This is a genomic window from Streptomyces sp. NPDC001380, assembly GCF_042895785.1.
Classification (GTDB): domain Bacteria; phylum Actinomycetota; class Actinomycetes; order Streptomycetales; family Streptomycetaceae; genus Peterkaempfera.
On the sequence record NZ_JBIAWP010000009.1, the window covers coordinates 40,581 to 61,409 of the forward strand.

19 protein-coding genes, 1 tRNA gene and 1 pseudogene are annotated in these 20,829 nt (G+C 73.8%); 12 read left to right on the plus strand and 9 right to left on the minus strand.

All coding sequences use genetic code 11. The features are described 5' to 3' along the window. Nucleotides 1-199 precede the first annotated feature (199 nt). From ACFY07_RS13265 to ACFY07_RS13275, 3 genes and pseudogenes are all read left to right on the plus strand, one after another. The gene (locus ACFY07_RS13265) at nt 200-751 is read left to right on the plus strand and encodes a helix-turn-helix transcriptional regulator (RefSeq protein ID WP_390868770.1); all 552 of its coding nucleotides are present in this window, start codon (nt 200-202) and stop codon (nt 749-751) included. 249 nt (nt 752-1,000) lie between these two features. Continuing rightward, entirely contained in the window at nt 1,001-1,363 is a 363-nt protein-coding gene (locus ACFY07_RS13270) for a helix-turn-helix domain-containing protein (protein WP_390868771.1), read from the plus strand. A gap of 194 nt (nt 1,364-1,557) precedes the next feature. After that, nucleotides 1,558-2,430: pseudogene (locus ACFY07_RS13275) on the plus strand (LacI family DNA-binding transcriptional regulator); the annotation flags it as partial. Between the two features lie 603 nt (nt 2,431-3,033). Here the strand turns inward: ACFY07_RS13275 and ACFY07_RS13280 are convergent. The 3 genes from ACFY07_RS13280 to ACFY07_RS13290 form a co-directional block, all read right to left on the minus strand. Next, nucleotides 3,034-3,107: transfer RNA gene (locus tag ACFY07_RS13280), tRNA-Pro, on the minus strand. A gap of 101 nt (nt 3,108-3,208) precedes the next feature. Then, the gene (locus ACFY07_RS13285; RefSeq protein ID WP_230649307.1) at nt 3,209-4,150 is read right to left on the minus strand and encodes a metallophosphoesterase; all 942 of its coding nucleotides are present in this window, start codon (nt 4,148-4,150) and stop codon (nt 3,209-3,211) included. A gap of 235 nt (nt 4,151-4,385) precedes the next feature. Beyond that, nucleotides 4,386-5,321: a D-alanyl-D-alanine carboxypeptidase family protein gene (locus ACFY07_RS13290; protein ID WP_230649308.1), complete on the minus strand. Its 936-nt coding sequence runs from the start codon at nt 5,319-5,321 to the stop codon at nt 4,386-4,388. A gap of 175 nt (nt 5,322-5,496) precedes the next feature. Here ACFY07_RS13290 and ACFY07_RS13295 point away from each other — a divergent pair, with 175 nt between their 5' ends. Continuing rightward, nucleotides 5,497-5,958, plus strand: coding sequence for a GatB/YqeY domain-containing protein (locus ACFY07_RS13295; RefSeq protein WP_230649309.1), 462 nt, complete (start codon nt 5,497-5,499; stop codon nt 5,956-5,958). A 227-nt stretch (nt 5,959-6,185) separates the two neighbouring features. On the opposite strand, the gene ACFY07_RS13300 is transcribed toward ACFY07_RS13295, so the two are convergent. Beyond that, nucleotides 6,186-8,411 carry a transglycosylase domain-containing protein gene (locus ACFY07_RS13300; protein ID WP_390868772.1) on the minus strand — a complete coding sequence of 742 codons (2,226 nt, stop codon included), beginning with the start codon at nt 8,409-8,411 and terminating at the stop codon, nt 6,186-6,188. Between the two features lie 381 nt (nt 8,412-8,792). Between ACFY07_RS13300 and ACFY07_RS13305 the strand changes: the two genes are divergently transcribed. Then, nucleotides 8,793-9,110, plus strand: coding sequence for a WhiB family transcriptional regulator (locus ACFY07_RS13305; protein ID WP_230649311.1), 318 nt, complete (start codon nt 8,793-8,795; stop codon nt 9,108-9,110). Between the two features lie 274 nt (nt 9,111-9,384). On the opposite strand, the gene ACFY07_RS13310 is transcribed toward ACFY07_RS13305, so the two are convergent. Both ACFY07_RS13310 and ACFY07_RS13315 read right to left on the minus strand, forming a co-directional pair. Then, a complete protein-coding gene (locus tag ACFY07_RS13310) occupies nt 9,385-10,686 on the minus strand; it encodes an ArsA family ATPase (protein ID WP_390868773.1) in 1,302 nt (433 codons plus the stop codon). Then, on the minus strand, nt 10,683-11,735 hold the full coding sequence (locus ACFY07_RS13315; RefSeq protein WP_390868774.1) for an ArsA-related P-loop ATPase: 1,053 nt from the start codon (nt 11,733-11,735) through the stop codon (nt 10,683-10,685). The genes ACFY07_RS13310 and ACFY07_RS13315 overlap by 4 nt, the downstream gene beginning before the upstream one ends. 290 nt (nt 11,736-12,025) lie before the next feature. Here ACFY07_RS13315 and ACFY07_RS13320 point away from each other — a divergent pair, with 290 nt between their 5' ends. From ACFY07_RS13320 to ACFY07_RS13335, 4 genes are all read left to right on the plus strand, one after another. Further along, nucleotides 12,026-12,187: a DUF4177 domain-containing protein gene (locus ACFY07_RS13320; RefSeq protein WP_003981536.1), complete on the plus strand. Its 162-nt coding sequence runs from the start codon at nt 12,026-12,028 to the stop codon at nt 12,185-12,187. After that, complete coding sequence (locus tag ACFY07_RS13325) at nt 12,184-12,651, plus strand: RidA family protein (protein WP_230649314.1); 468 nt, start codon at nt 12,184-12,186, stop codon at nt 12,649-12,651. The genes ACFY07_RS13320 and ACFY07_RS13325 overlap by 4 nt, the downstream gene beginning before the upstream one ends. A 108-nt stretch (nt 12,652-12,759) precedes the next feature. After that, a complete protein-coding gene (locus ACFY07_RS13330) occupies nt 12,760-13,677 on the plus strand; it encodes an NUDIX hydrolase (RefSeq protein WP_390868918.1) in 918 nt (305 codons plus the stop codon). Next, complete coding sequence (locus ACFY07_RS13335; protein ID WP_390868775.1) at nt 13,674-14,495, plus strand: MBL fold metallo-hydrolase; 822 nt, start codon at nt 13,674-13,676, stop codon at nt 14,493-14,495. Before ACFY07_RS13330 ends, ACFY07_RS13335 begins: the two co-directional genes overlap by 4 nt. 183 nt (nt 14,496-14,678) lie before the next feature. On the opposite strand, the gene ACFY07_RS13340 is transcribed toward ACFY07_RS13335, so the two are convergent. Continuing rightward, entirely contained in the window at nt 14,679-15,353 is a 675-nt protein-coding gene (locus tag ACFY07_RS13340) for a Crp/Fnr family transcriptional regulator (protein ID WP_230649316.1), read from the minus strand. A 186-nt stretch (nt 15,354-15,539) separates the two neighbouring features. On the opposite strand from ACFY07_RS13340, the gene nth reads away from it, so the two are divergent. Next, a complete protein-coding gene (nth, locus tag ACFY07_RS13345; protein ID WP_390868776.1) occupies nt 15,540-16,499 on the plus strand; it encodes an endonuclease III in 960 nt (319 codons plus the stop codon). A gap of 131 nt (nt 16,500-16,630) precedes the next feature. Further along, nucleotides 16,631-17,215, plus strand: a complete 585-nt coding sequence (locus tag ACFY07_RS13350; protein WP_390868919.1) for an NUDIX hydrolase — start codon at nt 16,631-16,633, stop codon at nt 17,213-17,215. A gap of 132 nt (nt 17,216-17,347) precedes the next feature. On the opposite strand, the gene ACFY07_RS13355 is transcribed toward ACFY07_RS13350, so the two are convergent. Further along, nucleotides 17,348-18,904: an MDR family MFS transporter gene (locus ACFY07_RS13355; protein ID WP_390868777.1), complete on the minus strand. Its 1,557-nt coding sequence runs from the start codon at nt 18,902-18,904 to the stop codon at nt 17,348-17,350. Nucleotides 18,905-19,196: 292 nt separating this feature from the next. On the opposite strand from ACFY07_RS13355, the gene ACFY07_RS13360 reads away from it, so the two are divergent. Further along, complete coding sequence (locus ACFY07_RS13360; protein ID WP_390868778.1) at nt 19,197-20,381, plus strand: MarP family serine protease; 1,185 nt, start codon at nt 19,197-19,199, stop codon at nt 20,379-20,381. Nucleotides 20,382-20,516: 135 nt separating this feature from the next. Here ACFY07_RS13360 and ACFY07_RS13365 read toward each other — a convergent pair whose 3' ends face one another. After that, on the minus strand, nt 20,517-20,720 hold the full coding sequence (locus tag ACFY07_RS13365) for a hypothetical protein (protein WP_230649320.1): 204 nt from the start codon (nt 20,718-20,720) through the stop codon (nt 20,517-20,519). Nucleotides 20,721-20,829: the final 109 nt, after the last annotated feature.

Genomic DNA, 20,829 nt, shown 5'->3' on the forward strand with positions numbered 1-20,829 from the left:
GGGGGCCTGCGGGATGCAGTGCTGCGGGGCGTGCGCTTCACAGTCCTCCGTGGGGCGGTGTCGAGGCGGGATGGGTGCGGCCGGGTGGGGCCGTCCAGATGGTCAATTCCTTTCGGGTTGATGTTGATCCCTGGCGGCTGAGGATAGGCTACAGTGGCCGCCATGCAAAACGGATCGGAATCTAACCGAGGAGGATCGGATGGTTGACGGGACGGAACCACCCCGGAGCAGTCCCCAGACCCTGTGGAGCGAGGAGAACCTCGCCGAACGCGTACGCCTCGAACGCGAGGCCCGCGGATGGAGCACCGGCGCACTGGCCGACCGGCTGACCCAGGCCGGCTACCCGATGAACCAGTCCGCGGTCTGGCGCATCGAGAGCGGGACGCCTCGCCGCCGCATCAACCTCGAAGAGGCGATCGGCTTCTCGGAGGTCTTCGGCCTGTCCCTGGAGGACCTCCTCAGCCCGCCCCGACTGGCGATGCACGCCCGGGTCCGGGAGCTGATCGAGGACGTCCGCCGACGGCAGCGCGAGTACCTGCAGGCCGGGGCGGCCTTCATCGCGGCCCGGGACGCCCTCGACGCCTACCTCGACCGGCACCCCGAGGTCCGCGAGGAGGCCGAGGGCGCCATCGCGCAGGCCATGGCCGAGGACGCCGCCGCCGGTCGGTACCCCGGGCCCGTGCTCATGTCCCTCGAACCCGACGAGCCCGACGAGCCCGAGGAAGGGGGCCGGACCTACCCGGAGGGGTGACTCCAGGGCGCCCCCTTCGTTCTGCTCCGCACTCCGCCCTGCCATCAGGAGGTCCATGCTCCGCCGATCCGCCCGCTCTCTCTCGTGCAGCACGCCACGATCTGCGCCTGTGCCCGCTCCTCCGTGCAGCTCCGCCCACATCGGCAGCATCGGCATCCCCCGCCTCCGCAGAACGCCCTGACGGCCCGTCCCCGTCATCCACCGCGTTCCGCCGCTGCCCGCCCTGCCCCGCTGCCCGAAAGCCGTGACGTGCGACCTGCCCCCTCTCCGCGACACCCGTCCCCCGATCCCGCCTTCGTCCTCTACCGCCCCGCCCAGGTCGCCGAGATCCTCGGCTGCTCCGAGTGGTGGGTGAAGGAACAGGCGCGCCGGCGCCGCATCCCGTTCAGCCGGATCGGCGGCGGCTACCGGTTCACCGCCGACCACCTGGCAGAGATCATCCGCATCTTCGAGGAACGCCCCGCAGCCGCGGCGGGCCACGGAGGCGACGTGCTCCCCGGTACCCGCTCGCCTCAGCGCGCACCCCGTTCCGCGGCCCCCGTGGTCCGGCTCACCGCCCGGCCCCCGCGCAGGGCCCGCACGACCAAGAACCAGTCCCCGCAACAGACCTGAACCACCGCTGGACACGGCGGCACCCGAGAAAGGAGACCCTGTTGGGTTACGGCGAGAAGCGCGGCGACTACTGGCGCGCCCGCTACAAGATCGCCCCCGGCAAGTACGGAACCCTCGCCGACGCGAACGGCGAGGTCCTCCGCTTCCGCACCAAGCGCGCCGCCGAGCAGGCCGCCGACGCCGAGGAGGCGAAGGTGCGCGGCGGCCGGTGGCACGACCCGTCGGCCGGCCGTGTCACCTTCGGCGAGTACGCCGCCCGCTGGTACGCGGCGCAGGACCTGGCGGCCTCCACCATGCAGAACTACCGGCGCCACATCGAGGAGCACCTGCTGCCGGAGTTCGACGACACGCCGATCGGCGGCATCACCAAGGCCGACATCGACGCCTGGGAGAAGCGGGAGCGGGAGGTCTACGCACCGAGCAGCGTCAAGACCTGGCGCGGCACCCTCCACCTGATCCTCGGCGACGCGGTCGACGACCAGCTCCGCGACTCCAACCCCGCCGCCAAACGGCGCGGCCGGGGCAGGCGCGCGGGCCGCTCGCGCAACCGCGGGCCGGAGAAGGTGATCACCGACGCCCTCGGGATCCTGCTCGTCGCCGAGCGGGCCGCGCTGCTCTCCGGCCGGGACGACGAGTTCGTCGCCTGCGTCACCAAGGGCTACACCGGCATGCGCTGGGGCGAGCTGGTCGGACTGGAGACCGCCTTCGTCCGCCCCGCCGGGATCCGGGTCGAGTGGCAGCTCTACGAGCTGGACACGGGCGAGTTCCACCGCTGCCCGCCCAAGGACGACTCGTACCGCACCATCGACCTCCCCGACTGGCTGGCCGTCCTGCTCGCGGGCCACATCTCCCGCAAGCGGCCGGAGCCGTGCGCCTGCCACGGGCTGGTCTACGTGTTCAGCGGCCACGGGTCGGCGAACGGTGCCGCCCGCGGCACCGGCGCGAAGCTCGTCGACGTGGCCCGCCTGGCGGGTGTGTCCACGGGCACGGTCTCCAACGTGCTCAACCGCCCCGAGGCCGTATCCGAGGAGAAGCGGCTGCGGGTGGAGGCTGCCGTCGCCGAGCTCGGCTACGTACGCGACCGGACCCCGGCGCGCACGGCGGAGCACTGGCGGCGCAGCGGCTTCGCCTCCTGGCTGTTCCAGCCGGCCGCCACCGGCCGCTACCCCCGCCGGGCCCCGCAGCCGGAGCACCCCGTGCCGCTGACCGCCGAGCCGTGGCCCGGCATACCCGTGCGCGGGCGCGGCGCATCCCAGCGGGCCCGGGCGTGCTGGGCGCCGATCGCGCCGGGACTCACGCCGCACGGCCTGCGCCACACCCACAAGTCGCTCATGGAGGAGATGGGGACCCCGCCCAAGCTGATGGACGAACGGCTGGGCCATGAGGACGGCTCGGTGCAGTCCCGCTACTCCCACGTCACACCGGTGATGCGCCGCCGGTTGGCGGAGAGGCTGACGGAGGTGTGGCGGGAGTCCCTCGAAGCCCGGCGGCGGCTGGCGCCGCGCTCGCCGGTGGCGGCCCTGGACGCGCTCCTGAACCCCGGGCAGGCGGACGGGCCCGGCAGAGAGATTCCAAGATCTTCTCCCAGTTTTCTCCCAAAGCCGCCCCGGAAACGGCTCAGGGCCGGTCTCCCCGAAGGGAGGACCGGCCCTGAACTGCACTTTCCTGGGTCGGGGTGGCGGGATTTGAACCCACGGCCTCTTCGTCCCGAACGAAGCGCGCTGCCAAGCTGCGCTACACCCCGGTGTCGCGCCGTCTCCGGCGCGACGAGTAGTACTCTACCGGACCGCTGGCGGGAGACGAAATCCGATTCCGGGACGGCGGGGCGCGGGGCTGCGCCGCAGGTCAGGGGCGGGGCAGCAGGGTGAGCAGGGTGGCCTCCGGCGGGCAGGCGAAGCGGACCGGCGTGTAGCGGTTGGTGCCGCAGCCGGCCGAGACGTGCAGGTACGCGCTGCGGCCGGACGCGGCGTGGGTGGAGAGGCCCTTGACCCGCCCCGGGTCGATGTCGCAGTTGGTGACCAGCGCGCCGTAGAAGGGGACGCAGACCTGGCCGCCGTGCGTGTGGCCGGCCAGCACCAGGGGGTAGCCGTCGGCCGTGAAGGCGTCCAGGACCCGCAGGTAGGGGGCGTGGACGACGGCCATGGAGAAGTCGGCGGAGGCGTCGGGGCCGCCCGCCACCTCCGCGTACCGGTCGCGCCGGATGTGCGGGTCGTCCAGGCCGGTGAAGGCGATGTCCAGGCCGCCGGCCTTGAGGCGGCCGCGGGTGTTGGTGAGGTTCAGCCATCCGGCGGCGTCGAAGCCGTCGCGCAGCTGCTCCCACGGGTTGTGGACGGCTCCGGTGATCCCGCGGCGGGCGCTGCCGTCGGCCGCGTTGAGCCCGTGGTCGCCGGAGAGGCGGGCGCCGATGTAGCGCAGCGGGTTCTTGGCGACCGGGCCGTAGTAGTCGTTGGAGCCGAAGACGTAGGCGCCGGGGAACTCCATCAGCGGACCGAGCGCGTCCAGGACGTCCGGGACGGCCTCGGGGTCGGAGAGGTTGTCCCCGGTGTTGACCACCAGGTCGGGGCGGAGCGCCGCCAGCCCCTGCAGCCAGCGCTGCTTCTTCCGCTGGCCGGAGACCATGTGGATGTCGGAGACCTGGAGGACGCGCATCGGCCGGGCCCCGCGCGGCAGTACCGGGACCTCGATCCGGCGGAGGCGGAAGGCGCGTACCTCGTACCCCGCGGAGTAGGCGAGGCAGGCGGCGCCGGCGGCGGCGATTCCCAGGGGTACGGCGTACAGCGGTCGCATCGGTCCATGGTCGCAGACGGCACGTCAGTGCGTGCGGGCGAGGGCCGGGTGTGCGGGCGGGCCGGGGTGGGCCGCGGGGACGGACCGCGGGGACGGACCGCGGGGCCGGCGGCGGGGCGGCCGGGGGCGGGGCGGCCGGGCGTACGGCAGCCGGGCGCACGGCGCCGGGGCCGGTCCCGCACGCGGCTCGCGTGCGGGACCGGCCCCGGCGGGGTCCGTCGGACGGGGCGGTGCGTCAGTCGGTCGGGACGCCGGCCGGCAGGCGGCGCGGCACGAAGGTGGTGCCCGCCGACTGCGTCACGCCGTAGGTCCAGTTCAGGATCTTGGCGGCGTCCGTGAAGCGGTTGTTCGTGTCGTTGAGCAGGACGCCGACCACCGTGCGCCCGTTGCGGGTGGCGGAGAAGACGAGGCAGGGCCCGGACGGGGTGCTGGTGCCGGTCTTGACGCCGACCGCGCCCGAGTAGGCGCCGAGCAGCTTGTTGGTGTTGTACCAGGTGTAGGTGCGGCCGTTGGTGGCCTTCTGCACGGTCTTGGTGCTGCCGACGACCGTGCGGATGGTCCTGGCGGTCATCGCGTAGCGGGCGAGCAGGGCCAGGGAGCGGGGGGTGGTGTAGTTCCTCCCCGTGCTGGAGATGCCGTCGAACGAGTCGAAGTGGGTGCCCTTGAGGCCCAGCGAGACGGCCTTGGCGTTCATCCTGGCGATGAAGTTCTTGGTGCGGGCGGAGACGGTCGTCCCGGTGCCGAAGGTGTCGGCGAGCGCCATGGCGGCGTCGCAGCCGGAGGGCAGCATCATCGCGTAGAGCAGCTGGCGGACGGTGAGCCGGTCGCCCACGCGGAGGTCCGCCGAGGAGCCGCCCTTGGCGGCCACGTAGGCCGGGTACTCCTTCTTGATGGTGACCAGGCGGTCCAGGTTCAGGCCCTTGGAGGTCATCACCACGGTGGCTGTCATGATCTTGGTGGTGCTGGCCATCGGCCGGCTGGTGTCGGCGGATATGCCCCAGAGGGCCTTGCCGTCCGAGGAGTTGATGAGGACGGCGCCCTTGGCGCCGATGCCGGACGGCCCGCCGGCGGCCTGGGCGGGGGTGGCGGCCGGGACGGCGACCAGGGCGGTGGCCGCGGCAGTCGCCAGGGCGACGGCCAGGCGGCGGACTCCGGTGCGACCGGATCTCATGGGCTCTCCGTTTCGAGGAGGGGCGGTTCGAGGCGGGGCAATGCGGGCAGAATGGGTGAATATGGTCCGATGATCGGACCATTTCTCGAGGTAGGACGCCCCGTGCGCCCCGATGGTTGTGCGCCGCCGCGTTAATCGGGCGCAGTGCCGGTGCGGCGGGGGCACAATGTGGGGCATGACGCTCAAGAAGCAGCTGCAGGAGGACCTGACCGCTGCCATCAAGGCCCGCGACGAGCTGCGCTCGTCGACCCTCCGGCTCACCCTGACGGCGGTCACCAACGCCGAGGTGGCCGGTACGGAGGCCCGCGAGCTCTCGGACGACGAGGTGCTCAAGGTGATCACGCGCGAGGCCAAGAAGCGCCGGGAGGCCGCCGACGCCTTCGCCCAGGCCGGACGCGCCGACTCGGCCGCCCGCGAGCAGGCCGAGGGCGAGGTGCTGGCCGGCTACCTGCCGCAGCAGCTGGGCGACGACGAGCTGACGGCCCTCGTCGCCGAGGCGGTGCGGGAGGCTGCGGCGGCCGGCGCCGAGGGGCCGCGCGCCATGGGCGCGGTGATGAAGATCGTGAACCCGAAGGTCGCGGGCCGCGCCGAGGGCGGCCGTGTCGCCGCCGCCGTGAAGCGGGCCCTGGCCGGCTGACCCGGTCCGGTCGGCCGACCGGACCGGTCGCACGGCGGCACGGACGCGTACGGCAGAGCGGCGTACCGCTCACCGCCACCGCCACCGCTCGCCGCGCGCCGCAACAAGGGTGCCGGGGCGCGGCGGAGGCGGGAAGCGGCAGGAAGCAGGGAGGGGGCACCCCGGGATTCCGGGGTGCCCCCTCCGTCGTGCGGGGCGGCGGCGGTCCGCCGCCGGACGCCGGGGCCTCAGGGGCCGGTCGTGCCGCCGCCCTTGCCGCCTCCGGCGCGGCCGTTGCCGCCGCCGATGAAGCCGGGCGGCAGGGTGACCCCGCCGTTGACGGTCCCCGCGACGGTCAGGCCCCCGCCCTTCGGGTCGCCCGGCTTGCCGGGCTTGCCGCCCTTGTCCTGCGGCGGCTGCGGCTTCGGGATGTCGACGGTGGTGAAGGAGCTCGCCGGGGTGCCGACCAGCGCCCCGCTGACGGCGAGCCGCCAGATCGGGCCGGGGCCGTCGGCGCCGAAGACGCTGGGGAAGTAGGTGCCGCCGATGGTGATGTTGCGCATGGACCGCTTCTGCAGCGGGTCGCCCAGCCACACCGAGGCGGCGATGTCCGGGGTGTAGCCGGTGAACCAGGCGTTGAGGCGGCCGTCGGTGGTGCCGGTCTTGCCCGCGCTCTGCCGGTCCTGCAGGCCGGCCTTGGTGCCGGTGCCGTCCTGGGTCACGCCGAGCAGCAGCGTGTTGAGGGTGTCGGCGGTCCTCTCGGACATGGCCTGGGTGCACTTCGTCCTCGGCACGTCCAGCCGCTTGCTGCCGTAGGTGATCGCGGTGATGGCGACCGGCGTGCAGTAGGTGCCGCGGGAGGCGAAGGCGGCGTAGGCGCTCGCCATCTGCAGCGGCGAGAAGTTGAACACGCCCAGGGTGGTCGAGCCGACCTGCGGCAGCTTGTTGCCGTTGGCCTGGACGCCGAGGTGCAGCTTGTCGGCCATCTTCTTCACCGGGCAGAGGCCGATCTTCTCCTCCAGCTGGACGAAGTAGGTGTTGACCGACTTGTTCATCGCCTCCTGCATCCCGTAGGGGCCCTTCTCGTCCTTGCTCTCGTTCGGGACGACCGAGCCGTCGGTGTTGACCCACTGGCCCGCGCAGGTGGACATGTTCGGGTACGGCATCTTGTTGGGCGAGGGGAGGACCTGGGTCGCCGGGATGCCGCCGTCGATGGCGGCCGCCGCCGTGATCGGCTTGAACGTGGAGCCGACCGGCTGGCCTCCGCCGGTGCCGAGGTCGTTGCCGACGCTGAAGTTGACCTGGGTCTGGTGCTTGTTCGCGTCGAGGCCGTACGGGCGGCTCTGCGCCATGGCGAGGATCCGGCCGGTGCCCGGCTTCACCATGGAGACGGCCGAGGCCACCGGGTCGCTCGCGTGCACCCGCTGGGTGACGGCCTTCTGGGCGGCGGCCTGGGCCTTGGGGTCGAGGGTGGTGTAGATCCTCAGGCCGCCGCGGGAGAGCAGCTTCCCCCGCGCGGTTTTGTCCTTGCCGAAGACCGGATCGGTCTTGATCACGTTGCGCACGTAGTCGCAGAAGAAGCCCATGCCCTTCTGGGCGGTGATGCAGCCGTTCTGCGGCGGCGAGTACTTCAGCCGCAGCGGCGTGGCGACGGCCTTCTGCGCCTGGTCCTCGGTGATGTGCTTCAGCTCCGCCATCCTGCGGATCACCGTGTCGCGGCGGTCCTTGGCGGCCTGCGGGTGCTGCGTGGGGTCGTACGCCGCGGGGTTCTGGACCAGGCCGGCCAGCATGGCGGCCTCGGGGAGGGTGAGGTCCTTGGCGTGCTTGCTGAAGTAGCGGTTGGCGGCCGCCTCGATGCCGAAGGCCTGGTTCCCGAAGAAGGTGATGTTCAGGTAGTTGGTGAGGATCTGGTCCTTGGTGAGGTCCTCCTCGATCTTGATGGCGTACTTCAGCTCCTGGATCTTGCGACCCATGGTCTGGCGCGTCGCCTGGAGGAACTTCTCCTTGTCGTCGCCCGCCTGCTCGATCGAGACGTTCTTCACGTACTGCTGGGTCAGCGTCGAGGCGCCCTGGACGTTGCCCGACTCGGCGTTCTTGGTGAGGGCGCGGAGCACGCCCTTCAGGTCGATGGCGCCGTGCTGGTAGAAGCGGGCGTCCTCGATGTCGACCTGGGCCTGCCGCATCACGGGGGCGATGTCGTTCAGCCTGAGGATGGTCCGGTCGCGGTCGTAGACCTTGGCGATCAGACCGCCCTTGGCGTCGTAGATGTAGGACGCCTGCGAGAGCGTCGGCGTCTTGAAGTCCGCCGGGATGCTCTCGAAGCTCTCCGCGGTGTTCTTCGCGGTGATGCCCAGCGCGCCGGCCGCCGGGAGGGCAAGTCCTGCGGTGAGGACGCCTGCCAGGACGCTGGCGCCGGCGAAGGCCACGGCGAGCTTGGCCTTGTCCAGGGGGGAGCCCGAGCGCTTCTGTGCCATGGGGAGAAGACTACGTGCTGCGAATCCCGGACAGCTGGCCATATGTTCGCTTAGGCTTGTCACAAGGTTGCGACAAGTTCCGCGATGCCTCGGCTCTCACTCTTGTGGGTGATGAGATTTGACCGGATCGCGGTCATGTGCCGGGTCCGGCCGGCCGATCGGAGGTCCCCGAAGCCTCCGTCGGCCCGGTACCGCACCTCCTGGCTGCTGTCACTCCGGCGAGTGACGTCCTCGGTACGCATAGTCCGTTCGGGCCATTCGAGATTGGGCCGCGAGGGGCTGTTGCAACCTGCCGTTCTTCCGTAACGTCCTCAACTGGCAGTGGTGAATATGCCGTTGCCGCCGTGGGGGAGCCTCGATTCGGGAGAGGACGGCGCCAGCATGAGCTGGGTTGACGACTGGAGTGCGCAGGCCGCCTGCCGCACGACTGATCCGGACGAACTGTTCGTTCAGGGGGCAGCGCAGAACCGCGCCAAGGCCGTGTGCAGCGGGTGCCCGGTGCGCACCGAGTGCCTGGCCGACGCCCTGGACAACCGGGTGGAGTTCGGCGTGTGGGGCGGGATGACGGAGCGCGAGCGCAGGGCGCTGCTGCGGCGGAGGCCCACGGTGACCTCGTGGCGCAGGCTGCTGGAGACCGCGCGGACCGAGTACGAGCAGTCGGTGGGCACCGGCGCTCCGGACTTCGCCCAGGCCGGCTGAGCCGCAGGGGCGCAGGGGGCCGGACCGGGCGGGGCCCGGCCGGAGGGGCCGGGCCCGGAGGGTCCGCCCCGGAGGGGCGCGGACCGGGGGAGTCCGGACCGCGCGCGTACGGGGCTGCAGTCCGCCCCCGGCCGCCAGGGCCGGCCCGGGAGGGGGACGCGGCCCCGTCGGCACACCGCCGGCCGGGCCGGGCGCGGTGCGCCCGATTCCGCCGGACGGCGGTACGCCCGGCGGCGTGCGGCCCGGCGGCCCGAGCCCCCGGCAGCCGTCCGGGTCAGGCCGGGGTCCGCCCCAGCCGCGTCCCGATCTCCCGCAGCCCGTCCAGGTCGTGGACGTCGCCGGGCAGCGCGGCGACCTCGGTGATCGACACGTCCGGGTAGACCGAGACGAAGCGGTCCCGGGTGCTCCGCTCGCGCGCCATCACCTGCATGCGCTCGGCGTGCAGCCGCAGCAGACCGGCCGCCACCGCCTCGGCGGCCGAGGCGGACGGGGCGCCCGTGGAGCCGGAGGACCCGGGGGAGCCGTCGGGGTCCTGCTCCGCGCCGTTCTCCTCCAGCGTCTCGGCGCCCGCCAGGGCCCGCTCCGCCGTGAGCTGCGGGGCGCCCGTGGTGTGCACCCGGTTGAGCACCAGGCCGGCGAGCGGCATGCGGTCGGCGGCGAGCCGGTCCACGAAGTAGGCCGCCTCCCGCAGGGCGTCCCGCTCCGGCGCCGCCACCACCAGGAACGCCGTGCCGGGCGCCTGCAGCAGCTTGTACGTGCGGTCGGCGCGCTCGCGGAAGCCGCCGAACATGGAGTCCAGCGCGGCGACGAAGGTCTGCACGTCCGTCAGGACGTGGGCGCCCAGGACCTTGGTGAGCACCCCGGTGACCAGGCCCATGCCCACGCCGAGGAACTTCATCGCGCCGCGCCCGCCGACCTTCGCCGGCGCCGTCAGCACCCGGATGAACCGCCCGTCCAGGAAGGATCCCAGCCGGTTGGGCGCGTCCAGGAAGTCCAGCGCCGAGCGGCTGGGCGGGGTGTCGACGACGATCAGGTCCCACTCGTCCCGGGCGCGGAGCTGCCCGAGCTTCTCCATCGCCATGTACTCCTGCGTGCCGGCGAAGCCGGCCGACAGGGACTGGTAGAAGGGGTTCTCCAGGATGGTCCGGGCCCGCTCCGGGTCGGAGTGGGCGAGGACGATCTCGTCGAACGTCCGCTTCATGTCCAGCATCATCGCGAACAGCTCGCCGCCGTTGTCGCCGGCGACGCCCTTGACCGGCCGCGGGGTGTTGTCCAGCTCGCTGAGGCCCATGGACTGGGCCAGCCGCCGGGCCGGGTCGATGGTCAGCACCACGACGCGGCGGCCCCGTTCGGCCGCGCGCACCCCCAGCGCCGCCGCGGTGGTGGTCTTGCCGACGCCGCCGGAGCCGCAGCACACGATGATCCGGGTGTCCGGGTCGTCGAGGAGGGCGTCGACGTCGAGGGAGGGGTCCGCGAGCCCGGCCGGGCTCTTCTCCGCCGTCCCGGTCCCGTCCGTCCCCGTCCGGTCCGCTCCGGTCGCGTCCGCCTTGGCCCGGCTCCTCGCCTGCGCGCTCACGCCGCCCCCTGCCGCTTCAGTTCGGCCGCCAGCCGGTAGAGGCCCCCCAGGTCCACGCCCCCGCCCAGCAGCGGCAGTTCGTACGAGGGCAGGTCGAGCTGCTCCAGGTCGGCGCGCTGCCCGCGCTCCAGCAGCACCCGCTCGGCGTGCTCGCGGGCCTGGTCCAGCAGCGGGTCCAGCAGCGGCTCCACGTGGGCGCGGACCCCCGTCGCGCTGCGGGACCGGCCGCCCAGCCCGGCGTCCACGAGGGCGCGGGCCACCTCCTCGCGGTGGTCGCCGTCGACCGCCCGCACCGCCGCCTCGTCCAGCACCGGCGGCCGGACCATGTTCACCACGACGCCGCCGACCGGCAGCCCGGCCTCCCGCAGCTCGCCGACGCCGTCCACCGTCTCCTGCACCGGCATCTCCTCCAGCAGGGTCACCAGGTGGACGGCGGTCTCGGGCGAGCGGATCACCCGCATCACCGCCTGGGCCTGGTTGTGTATGGGGCCGAACCGGGCCAGGCCCGCGACCTCCGTGTTGACGTTGAGGAAGCGGGTGATGCGGCCGGTCGGCGGGGCGTCCATGACCACCGCGTCGTAGGCGCGGCCGCCGGGGCCCTTGCGCCGGGCCGCCTCGCACGCCTTCCCGGTGAGCAGCACGTCCCGCAGGCCGGGCGCGATGGTGGTCGCGAAGTCGATGGCGCCCAGCTTGCGCAGGGCCTTGCCCGCCCGGCCGAGCTTGTAGAACATCTCCAGGTACTCCAGGAGGGCCTGCTCCGGGTCGATCGCCAGCGCGAACACCTCGCCGGTGCCGGCGCCGTCCAGGCCCAGCTGCGCCGGGGAGACGGAGGCGACCTTCCGCTCCTCGTAGGGGAGGGCCGCGATGCCGAACAGCTCGGCGATGCCCTGCCGCCCCTCGACCTCGATCAGCAGGGTGCGGCGCCCCTCGGCGGCCAGGGCGATGGCCAGGGCGGCGGCCACCGTGGTCTTGCCGGTGCCGCCCTTGCCGCTGACCACGTGCAGCCGGACGCCCTCCCAGTCCGGGCCCGCCTCCGGCGTGTCCGCCATGCTCGACCTCATCCCGCCGGCTCCGTCCGAATCGTCCGCGTGGTGCATCCCTGGCCGCCGGACCCCTGCCCGGCGGGGGCGTGCCCACGCTGCGAGGGTAGCCAGCGCACCCGGCGGATGCAGGGAGAGCCCGGGGATGCGGAGGGATTTGCAGCCTTTTGTGTCTGACCTCACAGGCCTCCGGACGGGTGTCCGGGCGGGGCCGGGTCGGGGTCCGGACGGGTTCCCGCCCCCGCCCGCGCGGCGGGTGCGCCGCGAGGGAGGGGCGCGGCAGCCGTTAGAGTCGCCCCATGACCAAGTGGGAATACGTGACGGTGCCGCTGCTGGTGCACGCGACCAAGCAGATCCTGGACACCTGGGGCGAGGACGGCTGGGAGCTGGTGCAGGTCGTGCCGGGGCCGAACAACCCCGAGCAGCTGGTGGCCTACCTCAAGCGGGAGAAGCAGGCGTGAGCGCGGTGGAGCGGCGCCTCGCCGAGCTCGGCCTGACCGTGCCCGAGGTCGTCCCCCCGCTCGCGGCCTACGTCCCGGCCGTCCGGTCGGGGGACTTCGTGTTCACCTCCGGTCAGCTGCCGCTGGTCGCCGGGACGATGGAGCACACCGGCAAGGTCGGCGCCGAGGTCACCCCCGAGGAGGCCAAGGCCCAGGCCCGGATCTGCGCCCTCAACGCGCTGGCCGCCGTCAAGTCGGTCGTCGGCGACCTGGACCGGGTCGAGCAGGTCGTCAAGGTCGTCGGCTTCGTCGCCTCCGCGCCCGACTTCACCGGCCAGCCCGGGGTCGTCAACGGCGCCAGTGAGCTGCTGGGCGAGGTCCTCGGCGACGCCGGGGTGCACGCCCGCAGCGCGGTCGGCGTGGCGGTGCTGCCGCTGGACGCGCCGGTCGAGGTCGAGATCCAGGTGCGGGTCTCCGCCGGCTGAACCTCCCCCCGCAGTCCTCCCGGCCCCGCGCCCGGTGGGCGGCCCCGCAGTGCGGCCGTTCGCTTTTCGGGCGCGGGGCCGTAGCATCCGCCCATGGGTGATCAGCGCATGGGCGGCGGGCGCACGGACGGCCGGACGGCGGGCGGCCCGTCCGCGGCCGCCGCGATGCCGCCGTCGTGGCCGGACCGGATCAGGGCCCTCGCGGCCGGCGCGTACGAGCCCCCGGTCCCGCGCCGCGCCGCGACCGTGGTGCTGCTGCGGGACGCCGGCCCGGGCATGGAGGCGTACCTGCTGCGGCGCCGCGCCTCGATGGCCTTCGCCGCCGGGATGTACGCCTACCCCGGCGGCGCCGTCGACCCGCGCGACGCCGACCTCCACGTCGACTGGGCCGGTCCGCCGCCCGGGGAGTGGGCCCGCAGGCTGGGCACCGACCCGGCCGCGGCGCAGGCGGTGGTCTGCGCCGCCGTGCGGGAGACCTTCGAGGAGTCCGGGGTCCTGCTCGCGGGCCCGGACGCCGGCTCGGTGGTCGCCGACACCTCGGGGGAGGAGTGGCGGGCGGCCCGCGCGGCGCTGGAGGCCCACGAGACCTCCTTCGCCGCCTTCCTGCGGGAGCGCGGCCTGGTGCTGCGCAGCGACCTGCTGGGCGCCTGGGCGCGCTGGATCACGCCGGAGTTCGAGGAGCGCCGCTACGACACCTGGTTCTTCGTGGCGGTGCTGCCGGGCGGCCAGCATGCCGCGGACGCCACGGGGGAAGCGGACAGGGTGGTCTGGACGGCCCCCGCCGCGGCGGTCGCCGGCTTCGAGGAGGGACGGCTCGGCATGCTGCCGCCGACCGTCACCGTGCTCCGCGAACTGGCTCCGCTGGGCACCCCGGCGGCGGCGCTCGCGGCCTCCCGCGACCGCCGCCTGGACCCGGTCATGGCCGAGACCGCCGTCGACGGCGACCGGGTGACGGTGCGCTGGCCCGGCCACGAGCACCTCACGCTCGACGGCCTCTTCCCGCCGGCCAGGGGCGGTGCGCGGTGACCGGCATACTCCCCGGCGCCCCGCTGCCGCGGATCGGCGGCCCGGCCACCGAGCGGGCCGTCTGCGTGCTCGCCCCCAACCCGTCCCCGATGACGCTGGACGGCACCAACACCTGGATCCTCTCCGAGCCCGGCTCCGACCTGGCGGTCGTCGTCGACCCCGGCCCCCTCCACGAGGACCACCTGCGGGCCGTGGTGCGGACCGCCGAGGAGCTCGGCAAGCGCGTCGCGCTGACCCTGCTGACCCACGGCCACGCCGACCACGCCGAGGGCGCCGCCCGCTTCGCCGAGCTCACCCGCACGCCCGTGCGCGCCCTGGACCCGACGCACCGCCTGGGCGGCGAGGGGCTGCACCACGGCGCCACCGTCACCACGGGCGGCCTGGAGCTGAGGGTCCTCGGCACCCCCGGCCACACCTCCGACTCGCTCTGCTTCCACCTGCCCGCCGACGGCGCCGTCCTCACCGGCGACACCGTGCTGGGCCGGGGCACCACCATGGTCGCCCACCCGGACGGCACGCTCGGCGACTACCTCGACTCGCTGCGCCGGCTGCGCATCCTCGCCGCCGAGCACGGGGTGGCGACGGTGCTGCCCGGACACGGGCCGGTGCTGGCCGACGCCCTCGGCGCGGTGGACTACTACCTGGCGCACCGGGCGAGCCGGCTCGCGCAGGTGGAGACCGCGGTGGAGGCGGGCCACCGCACCGCGGCGGACGTGGTGGCGCACGTGTACGCGGACGTCGACCGGTCGCTGTGGCCGGCGGCCGAGCTCTCGGTGCGGGCGCAGCTGCGGTACCTGGAGGACCACGGACTCATCTGAGCGCGGACGCGCCGCGGCCCGGACACCGCACGGTGTCCGGGCCGCGTGTGCTCCGCCGGGCATGCGCCCTGGCGGCATGAGTCCTGTCCGGCACGAGTCCTGTCCGGCATGCGCCCTGTCCGGCGCGTGCGGTCGCCGCGCACCGGGTCCCGCCCGCACCGGTCCGGTGCGGGCGGCCCCGGGTCAGCGGGACCGGCGGGCGAGGCGCTCCACGTCGAGGAGGATGACCGCGCGGGCCTCCAGCCGCAGCCAGCCGCGGCCGGCGAAGTCGGCGAGGGCCTTGTTGACCGTCTCGCGGGAGGCGCCGACGAGCTGGGCCAGCTCCTCCTGGGTGAGGTCGTGCACCACGTGGATGCCCTCCTCCGACTGCACGCCGAAGCGCCGGGAGAGGTCCAGCAGCGCCTTGGCGACCCGGCCGGGCACGTCGGAGAAGACCAGGTCCGACATGCTGTCGTTGGTCCTGCGCAGCCGGCGGGCGATGGCCCGCAGCAGCGACATGGCCACCTCGGGGCGGGCGTGCAGCCACGGCTGCAGGTCGCCGTGGCCCAGGCCGAGGAGCTTCACCTCGGTGAGCGCGGTGGCGGTGGCCGTGCGCGGGCCCGGGTCGAAGAGGGAGAGCTCGCCGATCATCTCGCTGGGGCCCAGGACGGCCAGCATGTTCTCGCGGCCGTCGGGGGACGCCCGGTGCAGCTTGATCTTGCCCTCGACGACCACGTACAGCCGGTCGCCAGGGTCGCCCTCGTGGAAGAGCGACTCGCCGCGCGCGAGGGTCACCTCGGTCATCGAGGCACGCAGCTCCGCCGACTGCTCGTCGTCGAGAGCCGCGAAGAGCGGCGCGCGCCGCAGAACGTCGTCCACGGGAGTCCTCCTGTTCCGCCGGGTACGTCCGGCTCCCCATCATGCCCGACGGGAAAACAGTGCGATCAATCACAAGGATGACGCATTCAGTACCGATCATATGAGGAAGGGGGTCGTGCAGGGCGCCACCGGGGCGGATCGACCGCTTCGCCGCTCGCCGTCGGCGCCGGGCCGTAGGCTGGTCGGGTGCCGAAGACCCCCGCGCCGAAGACCCCCGCGGTCCCGAGGACCGCCGCCGCACCGGAGACCGCGCCGTCCGGGGCGGGGGCGCGGAGCGCGCCGGGACGCGGCCCGGAGAAGGCCGCGAAGGCGGCCCCGAAGGCCGCCCCGGGGAACGAGACCAGGCTCGGCATGGTCCGGCGGGCCCGGCGCATCAACCGCGCCCTGGCCGAGGTGTACCCGTACGCGCACCCCGAGCTGGACTTCGAGAACCCCTTCCAGCTGCTCGTGGCCACGGTGCTCTCCGCCCAGACCACCGACCTGAGGGTGAACCAGACGACGCCCGCCCTCTTCGCGCGCTACCCGACGCCGGAGGACATGGCGGCCGCGGACCCGGAGCAGCTGGAGGAGCTGATCCGGCCGACCGGCTTCTTCCGGGCCAAGGCCAGGTCGCTGCTGGGGCTGTCCGCCGCGCTGCGGGACCGCTTCGGCGGCGAGGTGCCCGGCCGGCTGGAGGACCTCGTCACCCTGCCCGGCGTCGGCCGCAAGACCGCCAACGTGGTGCTGGGCAACGTCTTCGGCGTCCCCGGCATCACGGTGGACACCCACTTCGGCCGCCTCGCGCGCCGCTTCGGGTGGACGGACGAGACCGACCCGGAGCGGGTCGAGGCGGTGGTCGCGGAGATCTTCCCGAAGAGCGAGTGGACGATGCTCTCGCACCGGGTCGTCTTCCACGGCCGCCGGATCTGCCACGCCCGCCGGCCCGCCTGCGGCGCCTGCCCGATCGCGCCGCTCTGCCCCTCCTACGGCGAGGGCGAGACCGACCCGGAGAAGGCGCGGAAGCTGCTGAAGTACGAGAAGGGCGGTCAGCCCGGCCAGCGGCTCAGACCGCCCGCCGACTACCCGGGCGAGGCGGCGGCGATCGGCTCGGCCGCCGGGGGGGCCACCCCGGACACGGCCGCACCGGACGCGGCGGGGCAGTCGTGACGGCGCCGGTCGAGCGGGACGGCCTGCCCGGCTGGCTGCTGCCGGTCCGGGACGCCGCGGAGCGCGTGGAGCCGCACCAGCTGAGCCGCTTCCTGCCGCCGCCCGACGGGGGCCGCCGCTCCGCCGTGCTGGTGCTCTTCGGCGAGGACGCGCACGGTCCGGACCTGCTGCTCATCGAGCGGGCCAGGTCGCTGCGCTCGCACGCGGGCCAGCCGTCGTTCCCGGGCGGCGCGCTGGACCCGGAGGACGGCGACCCGCGGGGGGACGGCCCGGTCAACGCCGCGCTGCGCGAGGCCCGGGAGGAGACGGGTGTCGACCCGGACGGCATCCAGGTGTTCGGGGTGCTGCCGGACCTCTACATCCCGGTCAGCGACTTCGTGGTGACGCCGGTGCTGGGCTGGTGGCGGGAGCCGTCGCCGGTCGCGGCGGTCGACCCGGCGGAGGTGGCCTCGGTCTTCCGCGTCCCGGTCGCCGACCTCACCGACCCGGCCAACCGGGCCCGGCTGCGGCACCCCAGCGGCTACACGGGCCCGGCCTTCCTGGTCGCCGGGCGCGTGGTGTGGGGGTTCACCGCCGGGGTGATCGACCGGGTGCTGCACCACAGCGGCCTGGAGCGGCCCTGGGACACCTCCCGTGTCGTCCGGCTCTCCGAGGAAGCCTTCGGCCTGGCGGCCGGTGAGCACGAGCGGCTCCGCGGCGGCCCGCCGCGCGGCTGACCCCCCCGCACGGCCGGGCCCCGGGGCCGCCGGGTCCTGGTCGGGCCCGGCCGGGCCCCGGGCCGCCGACGCCGGAGGGCGGGCACGGAGACCCGTGCCCGCCCCCGGGGGACGCCGGTACCGGCCGGCCGGCTACTCCATGACCGGGACGGGGACCGCCTCGGCCTTGTCCGCGCCCGGCCCGCCGTGGCCGCGCAGCGGCACCTCGCGGACGAAGAGCGACAGCACGAAGGCGACCGCCACGAACGGGATGCCGACCAGGAACAGGTCGTCGAGCGCCTTGACGAAGCCGTTCAGGACCACGTCCTGGACCTGCGCGGGCAGCTGCTCGATCGCGGCCCGGCCGCCGGAGGTCAGCTTCTCCTGGCCGCCGGAGGCGAGGCCGCCGCCCTGCGTCCTGATCCCGGCCGCCGCCATGCCCTCGGCGATGTGGTGGTTGAGCCGGCTGGTGAGGACGGTGCCGAAGACCGCGGTGCCGAAGGCGCCGCCGATCGAGCGGAAGAACATCGACCCGGCGGTGGCCGCGCCCATGTCCTTCATCTCGACGGAGTTCTGCACGGCCAGGACCAGCACCTGCATCACGCAGCCCAGGCCGATGCCCATCAGCACCATGAAGGCGCCCAGGAGCCACATAGAGGTGTCCAGCCGCAGGCGCGAGAGCAGCGCCAGCCCGACGACGGTGACGACGGTGCCCACCAGCGGCCACGCCTTGTACTTCCCGGTCTTGCTGATCACCCGTCCGGAGATGATCGAGGCGCCGAGGATGCCGACCATCATGGGGATCATGCGCAGGCCGGAGCCGGTCGGCGAGTCGCCGCGCACGACCTGCAGGTAGATCGGCAGGTAGATGATGGCGCCGAACATCGCCAGGCCGACGACGAAGCCGATCCCGCTGGTGAGGGAGAAGGTGTGGTTGCGGAAGAGGTGCGGCGGCATGACCGGCTCCGCGGCGCGCCGTTCCACCAGGGCGAAGAGCACCAGCGCCACGACGCCGGCCGCGCCCAGCAGCAGGGTGGTGGCGGAGGTCCAGCCGTTGGCGGTGCCGCTCCAGGAGGTGACCAGCAGCAGGGCGGTGACGCCGCCGACCAGCAGCGCGGAGCCCGTCCAGTCGATGGCGTGCTTCTGCTTGCGCTGGTCGATCTTGAGCACGGTCGCGGCCACGAAGAGCGCCACGATGCCGACCGGCAGGTTGATGTAGAAGATCCACCGCCAGCTGAGGTGGTCGGTGAAGAACCCGCCGAGCAGCGGTCCGGCCACGCTCGACACGGCGAAGACCGCGCCGAACAGGCCCTGGTAGCGGCCCCGGTCGCGGGGCGGGATGACGTCGCCGATGATCGCGAGCGACAGCGACATCAGTCCGCCGCCGCCGAGGCCCTGGACGGCGCGGAAGCCGATCAGCTGCCCCATGTTCTGGGACATGCCGGCCAGCGCGGAGCCGACCAGGAAGATCACGATGGCGAAGAGGTAGACGGGACGGCGGCCGATCTGGTCGGAGATCTTGCCGTACAGCGGGACGGAGGCGGTGGAGGTCAGCAGGTACGCCGTGACGGTCCAGGACATGTGGTCCAGGCCGTTGAACTGGCTGACGATCTTCGGCATGGCCGTGCCGACGATGCTCTGGTCGAGCGCGGCCAGGAACATGCCCAGCATGAGCCCCACCATGACCACGAGGATCTGGCGGTGGGTCATGGGGGCGGGTGAGGTCGAGTCTTCTCGCACCATTTTCGTTTTAGCACATTTAGTTGCTCGGAGCAACTTGTCTGCACGCCCCGGCACGGCCCGCGCACCTTTCCCGCGACGGCCGGCGCACCTCCCCCGCGACGGCCGGCGCGCCTCCCCCGCGACGGCCCGCGGGCCCGGCCCCCGTGAACCGCGGACGTGAGCGTGACGTATGCCCGGGGCATGATGGGGACTGCGGCGGGGGAGTCAGTGCATGGGCCGAACGCCCACCGCGCGAGGAGAGCCGTGGGAGGGTGTCCGGGTGAACGTCCTGGATGTACTGCTGATCGTCGCCGCTGTCGGCTTCGCCTGGTCCGGCTACCGGCAGGGCTTCGTTGTCGGCGTCCTCTCGGTCGCGGGCTTCCTCGGCGGCGGGCTGGTCGCGGTGCAGCTGCTGCCCCTGGTGCTGCAGCACGTCTCCCCCGGCACGGCGTCGTCGGTGGTCGCCGTGGTGGTGGTCATCGTGCTCGCCTCCATCGGGCAGGCCGTCACCACCCACTACGGCTGGCAGCTGCGCAACCGCATCGGCCGGCGGCGCGGCCAGGTCGTCGACGCGGCGGGCGGCTCGGTCGTCAACGTCGCCGCGATGCTCCTCGTCGCCTGGCTCATCGGCTCCGCCCTCGCCGGCACCTCCCTGCCCACGGTCTCCAAGGAGGTCCGCACCTCCCGGGTGCTCGGGGGCGTGCAGGAGGCGCTGCCGCCCGGCGCGCCCACCTGGTTCTCGGACTTCAGCTCGGTGCTCGCCCGCAACGGCTTCCCCCAGGTGTTCAACCCCTTCGAGAACGAGCCGATCACCGAGGTCCAGCCCCCCGACCCGGCGCTCGCGGGCAGCGTCGCGGTGGCCACCGCCCGCCGGTCCATCGTCAAGGTGGTCGGCACCGCGCCCGGTTGCAGCAAGACCCTGGAGGGCACGGGCTTCGTCTTCGCCCCCCACCGGGTGATGACCAACGCCCACGTCGTCGGCGGCGTCCGCGAACCCACGGTCCAGCTCGGCGGCGCGGGGCGCCTCTACGACGCCACCGTGGTGCTGTACGACTGGCAGCGCGACATCGCCGTCCTGGACGTGCCCCGGCTCGACGCCCCCGCGCTGGACTTCGCCGGGCAGGCGGGCACCAACGACAGCGCCGTCGTCGCGGGCTTCCCCGAGAACGGCTCCTTCAACGTCCAGCCCGCACGGCTGCGCGGCCGCATCCAGGCCAACGGCCCGGACATCTACCACCGGGGCCAGGTCGTGCGCGACGTCTACTCGGTGCGCTCGCTGGTCCGCCAGGGCAACTCGGGCGGGCCGCTGCTGACCCCCGACGGCCGGGTGTACGGCGTGGTCTTCGCCAAGTCGCTGGACAGCCCGGACACCGGCTACGCGCTCACCGCCGCCGAGGTGCTGCCGGACGCCCGGCAGGGCGCCGCCGCCACGGCCCGGGTGGACACGCAGGGCTGCGCCCTCTGAGTTCCGGGGCTGCGGCCCGCAGCCCCGGGCCTCCGGCCCGAGAACGGCGCGGTGGGGACAGGGGTGCGGGACCGGTGCGGCCGTGCGCGGCCGGGGCCGCCGGTGTGCGTCCGGGGGTGGCGCGGGTGCCCGGGGTCAGTCGCGCCCGCCCGGCCGCAGCCGGGCGGTCATCCAGCGGGCGCGGCGCCCGATGATGTGGGGGATGCCCAGCCGGCCGTCCCCGCGGGGGTACAGCACCGCCGCCCCCGTGTCGGCGGCGGGCTGGTCGAGGGCGGGCGTCGGCGCGGTGGTCCGGCGCCGGGTCCGGGACGCGTGGGCGCGCTCGTGCATCCAGGTCATACGGAACCCATGCCCGGCCTTCCAGGGGGGTAATCGCCCCCGGAGGCCTCCAATTGGCCTATGCATTCGTCCTATTAATTTATGGTCAGATTGTGAAGATGTCGACGCG

What these genes read in the sequence shown, in the direction of transcription:
- ACFY07_RS13355 (WP_390868777.1), bottom strand. Translation starts at nt 18,904, where the DNA reads ATGACCCACCGCCAGATCCTCGTGGTCATGGTGGGGCTCATGCTGGGC.
- ACFY07_RS13330 (WP_390868918.1), top strand. Translation starts at nt 12,760, where the DNA reads ATGGGCGGCGGGCGCACGGACGGCCGGACGGCGGGCGGCCCGTCCGCG.
- ACFY07_RS13305 (WP_230649311.1), top strand. Translation starts at nt 8,793, where the DNA reads ATGAGCTGGGTTGACGACTGGAGTGCGCAGGCCGCCTGCCGCACGACT.
- ACFY07_RS13295 (WP_230649309.1), top strand. Translation starts at nt 5,497, where the DNA reads ATGACGCTCAAGAAGCAGCTGCAGGAGGACCTGACCGCTGCCATCAAG.
- ACFY07_RS13290 (WP_230649308.1), bottom strand. Translation starts at nt 5,321, where the DNA reads ATGAGATCCGGTCGCACCGGAGTCCGCCGCCTGGCCGTCGCCCTGGCG.
- ACFY07_RS13320 (WP_003981536.1), top strand. Translation starts at nt 12,026, where the DNA reads ATGACCAAGTGGGAATACGTGACGGTGCCGCTGCTGGTGCACGCGACC.
- ACFY07_RS13285 (WP_230649307.1), bottom strand. Translation starts at nt 4,150, where the DNA reads ATGCGACCGCTGTACGCCGTACCCCTGGGAATCGCCGCCGCCGGCGCC.
- ACFY07_RS13265 (WP_390868770.1), top strand. Translation starts at nt 200, where the DNA reads ATGGTTGACGGGACGGAACCACCCCGGAGCAGTCCCCAGACCCTGTGG.
- ACFY07_RS13365 (WP_230649320.1), bottom strand. Translation starts at nt 20,720, where the DNA reads ATGACCTGGATGCACGAGCGCGCCCACGCGTCCCGGACCCGGCGCCGG.
- ACFY07_RS13315 (WP_390868774.1), bottom strand. Translation starts at nt 11,735, where the DNA reads ATGGCGGACACGCCGGAGGCGGGCCCGGACTGGGAGGGCGTCCGGCTG.
- ACFY07_RS13300 (WP_390868772.1), bottom strand. Translation starts at nt 8,411, where the DNA reads ATGGCACAGAAGCGCTCGGGCTCCCCCCTGGACAAGGCCAAGCTCGCC.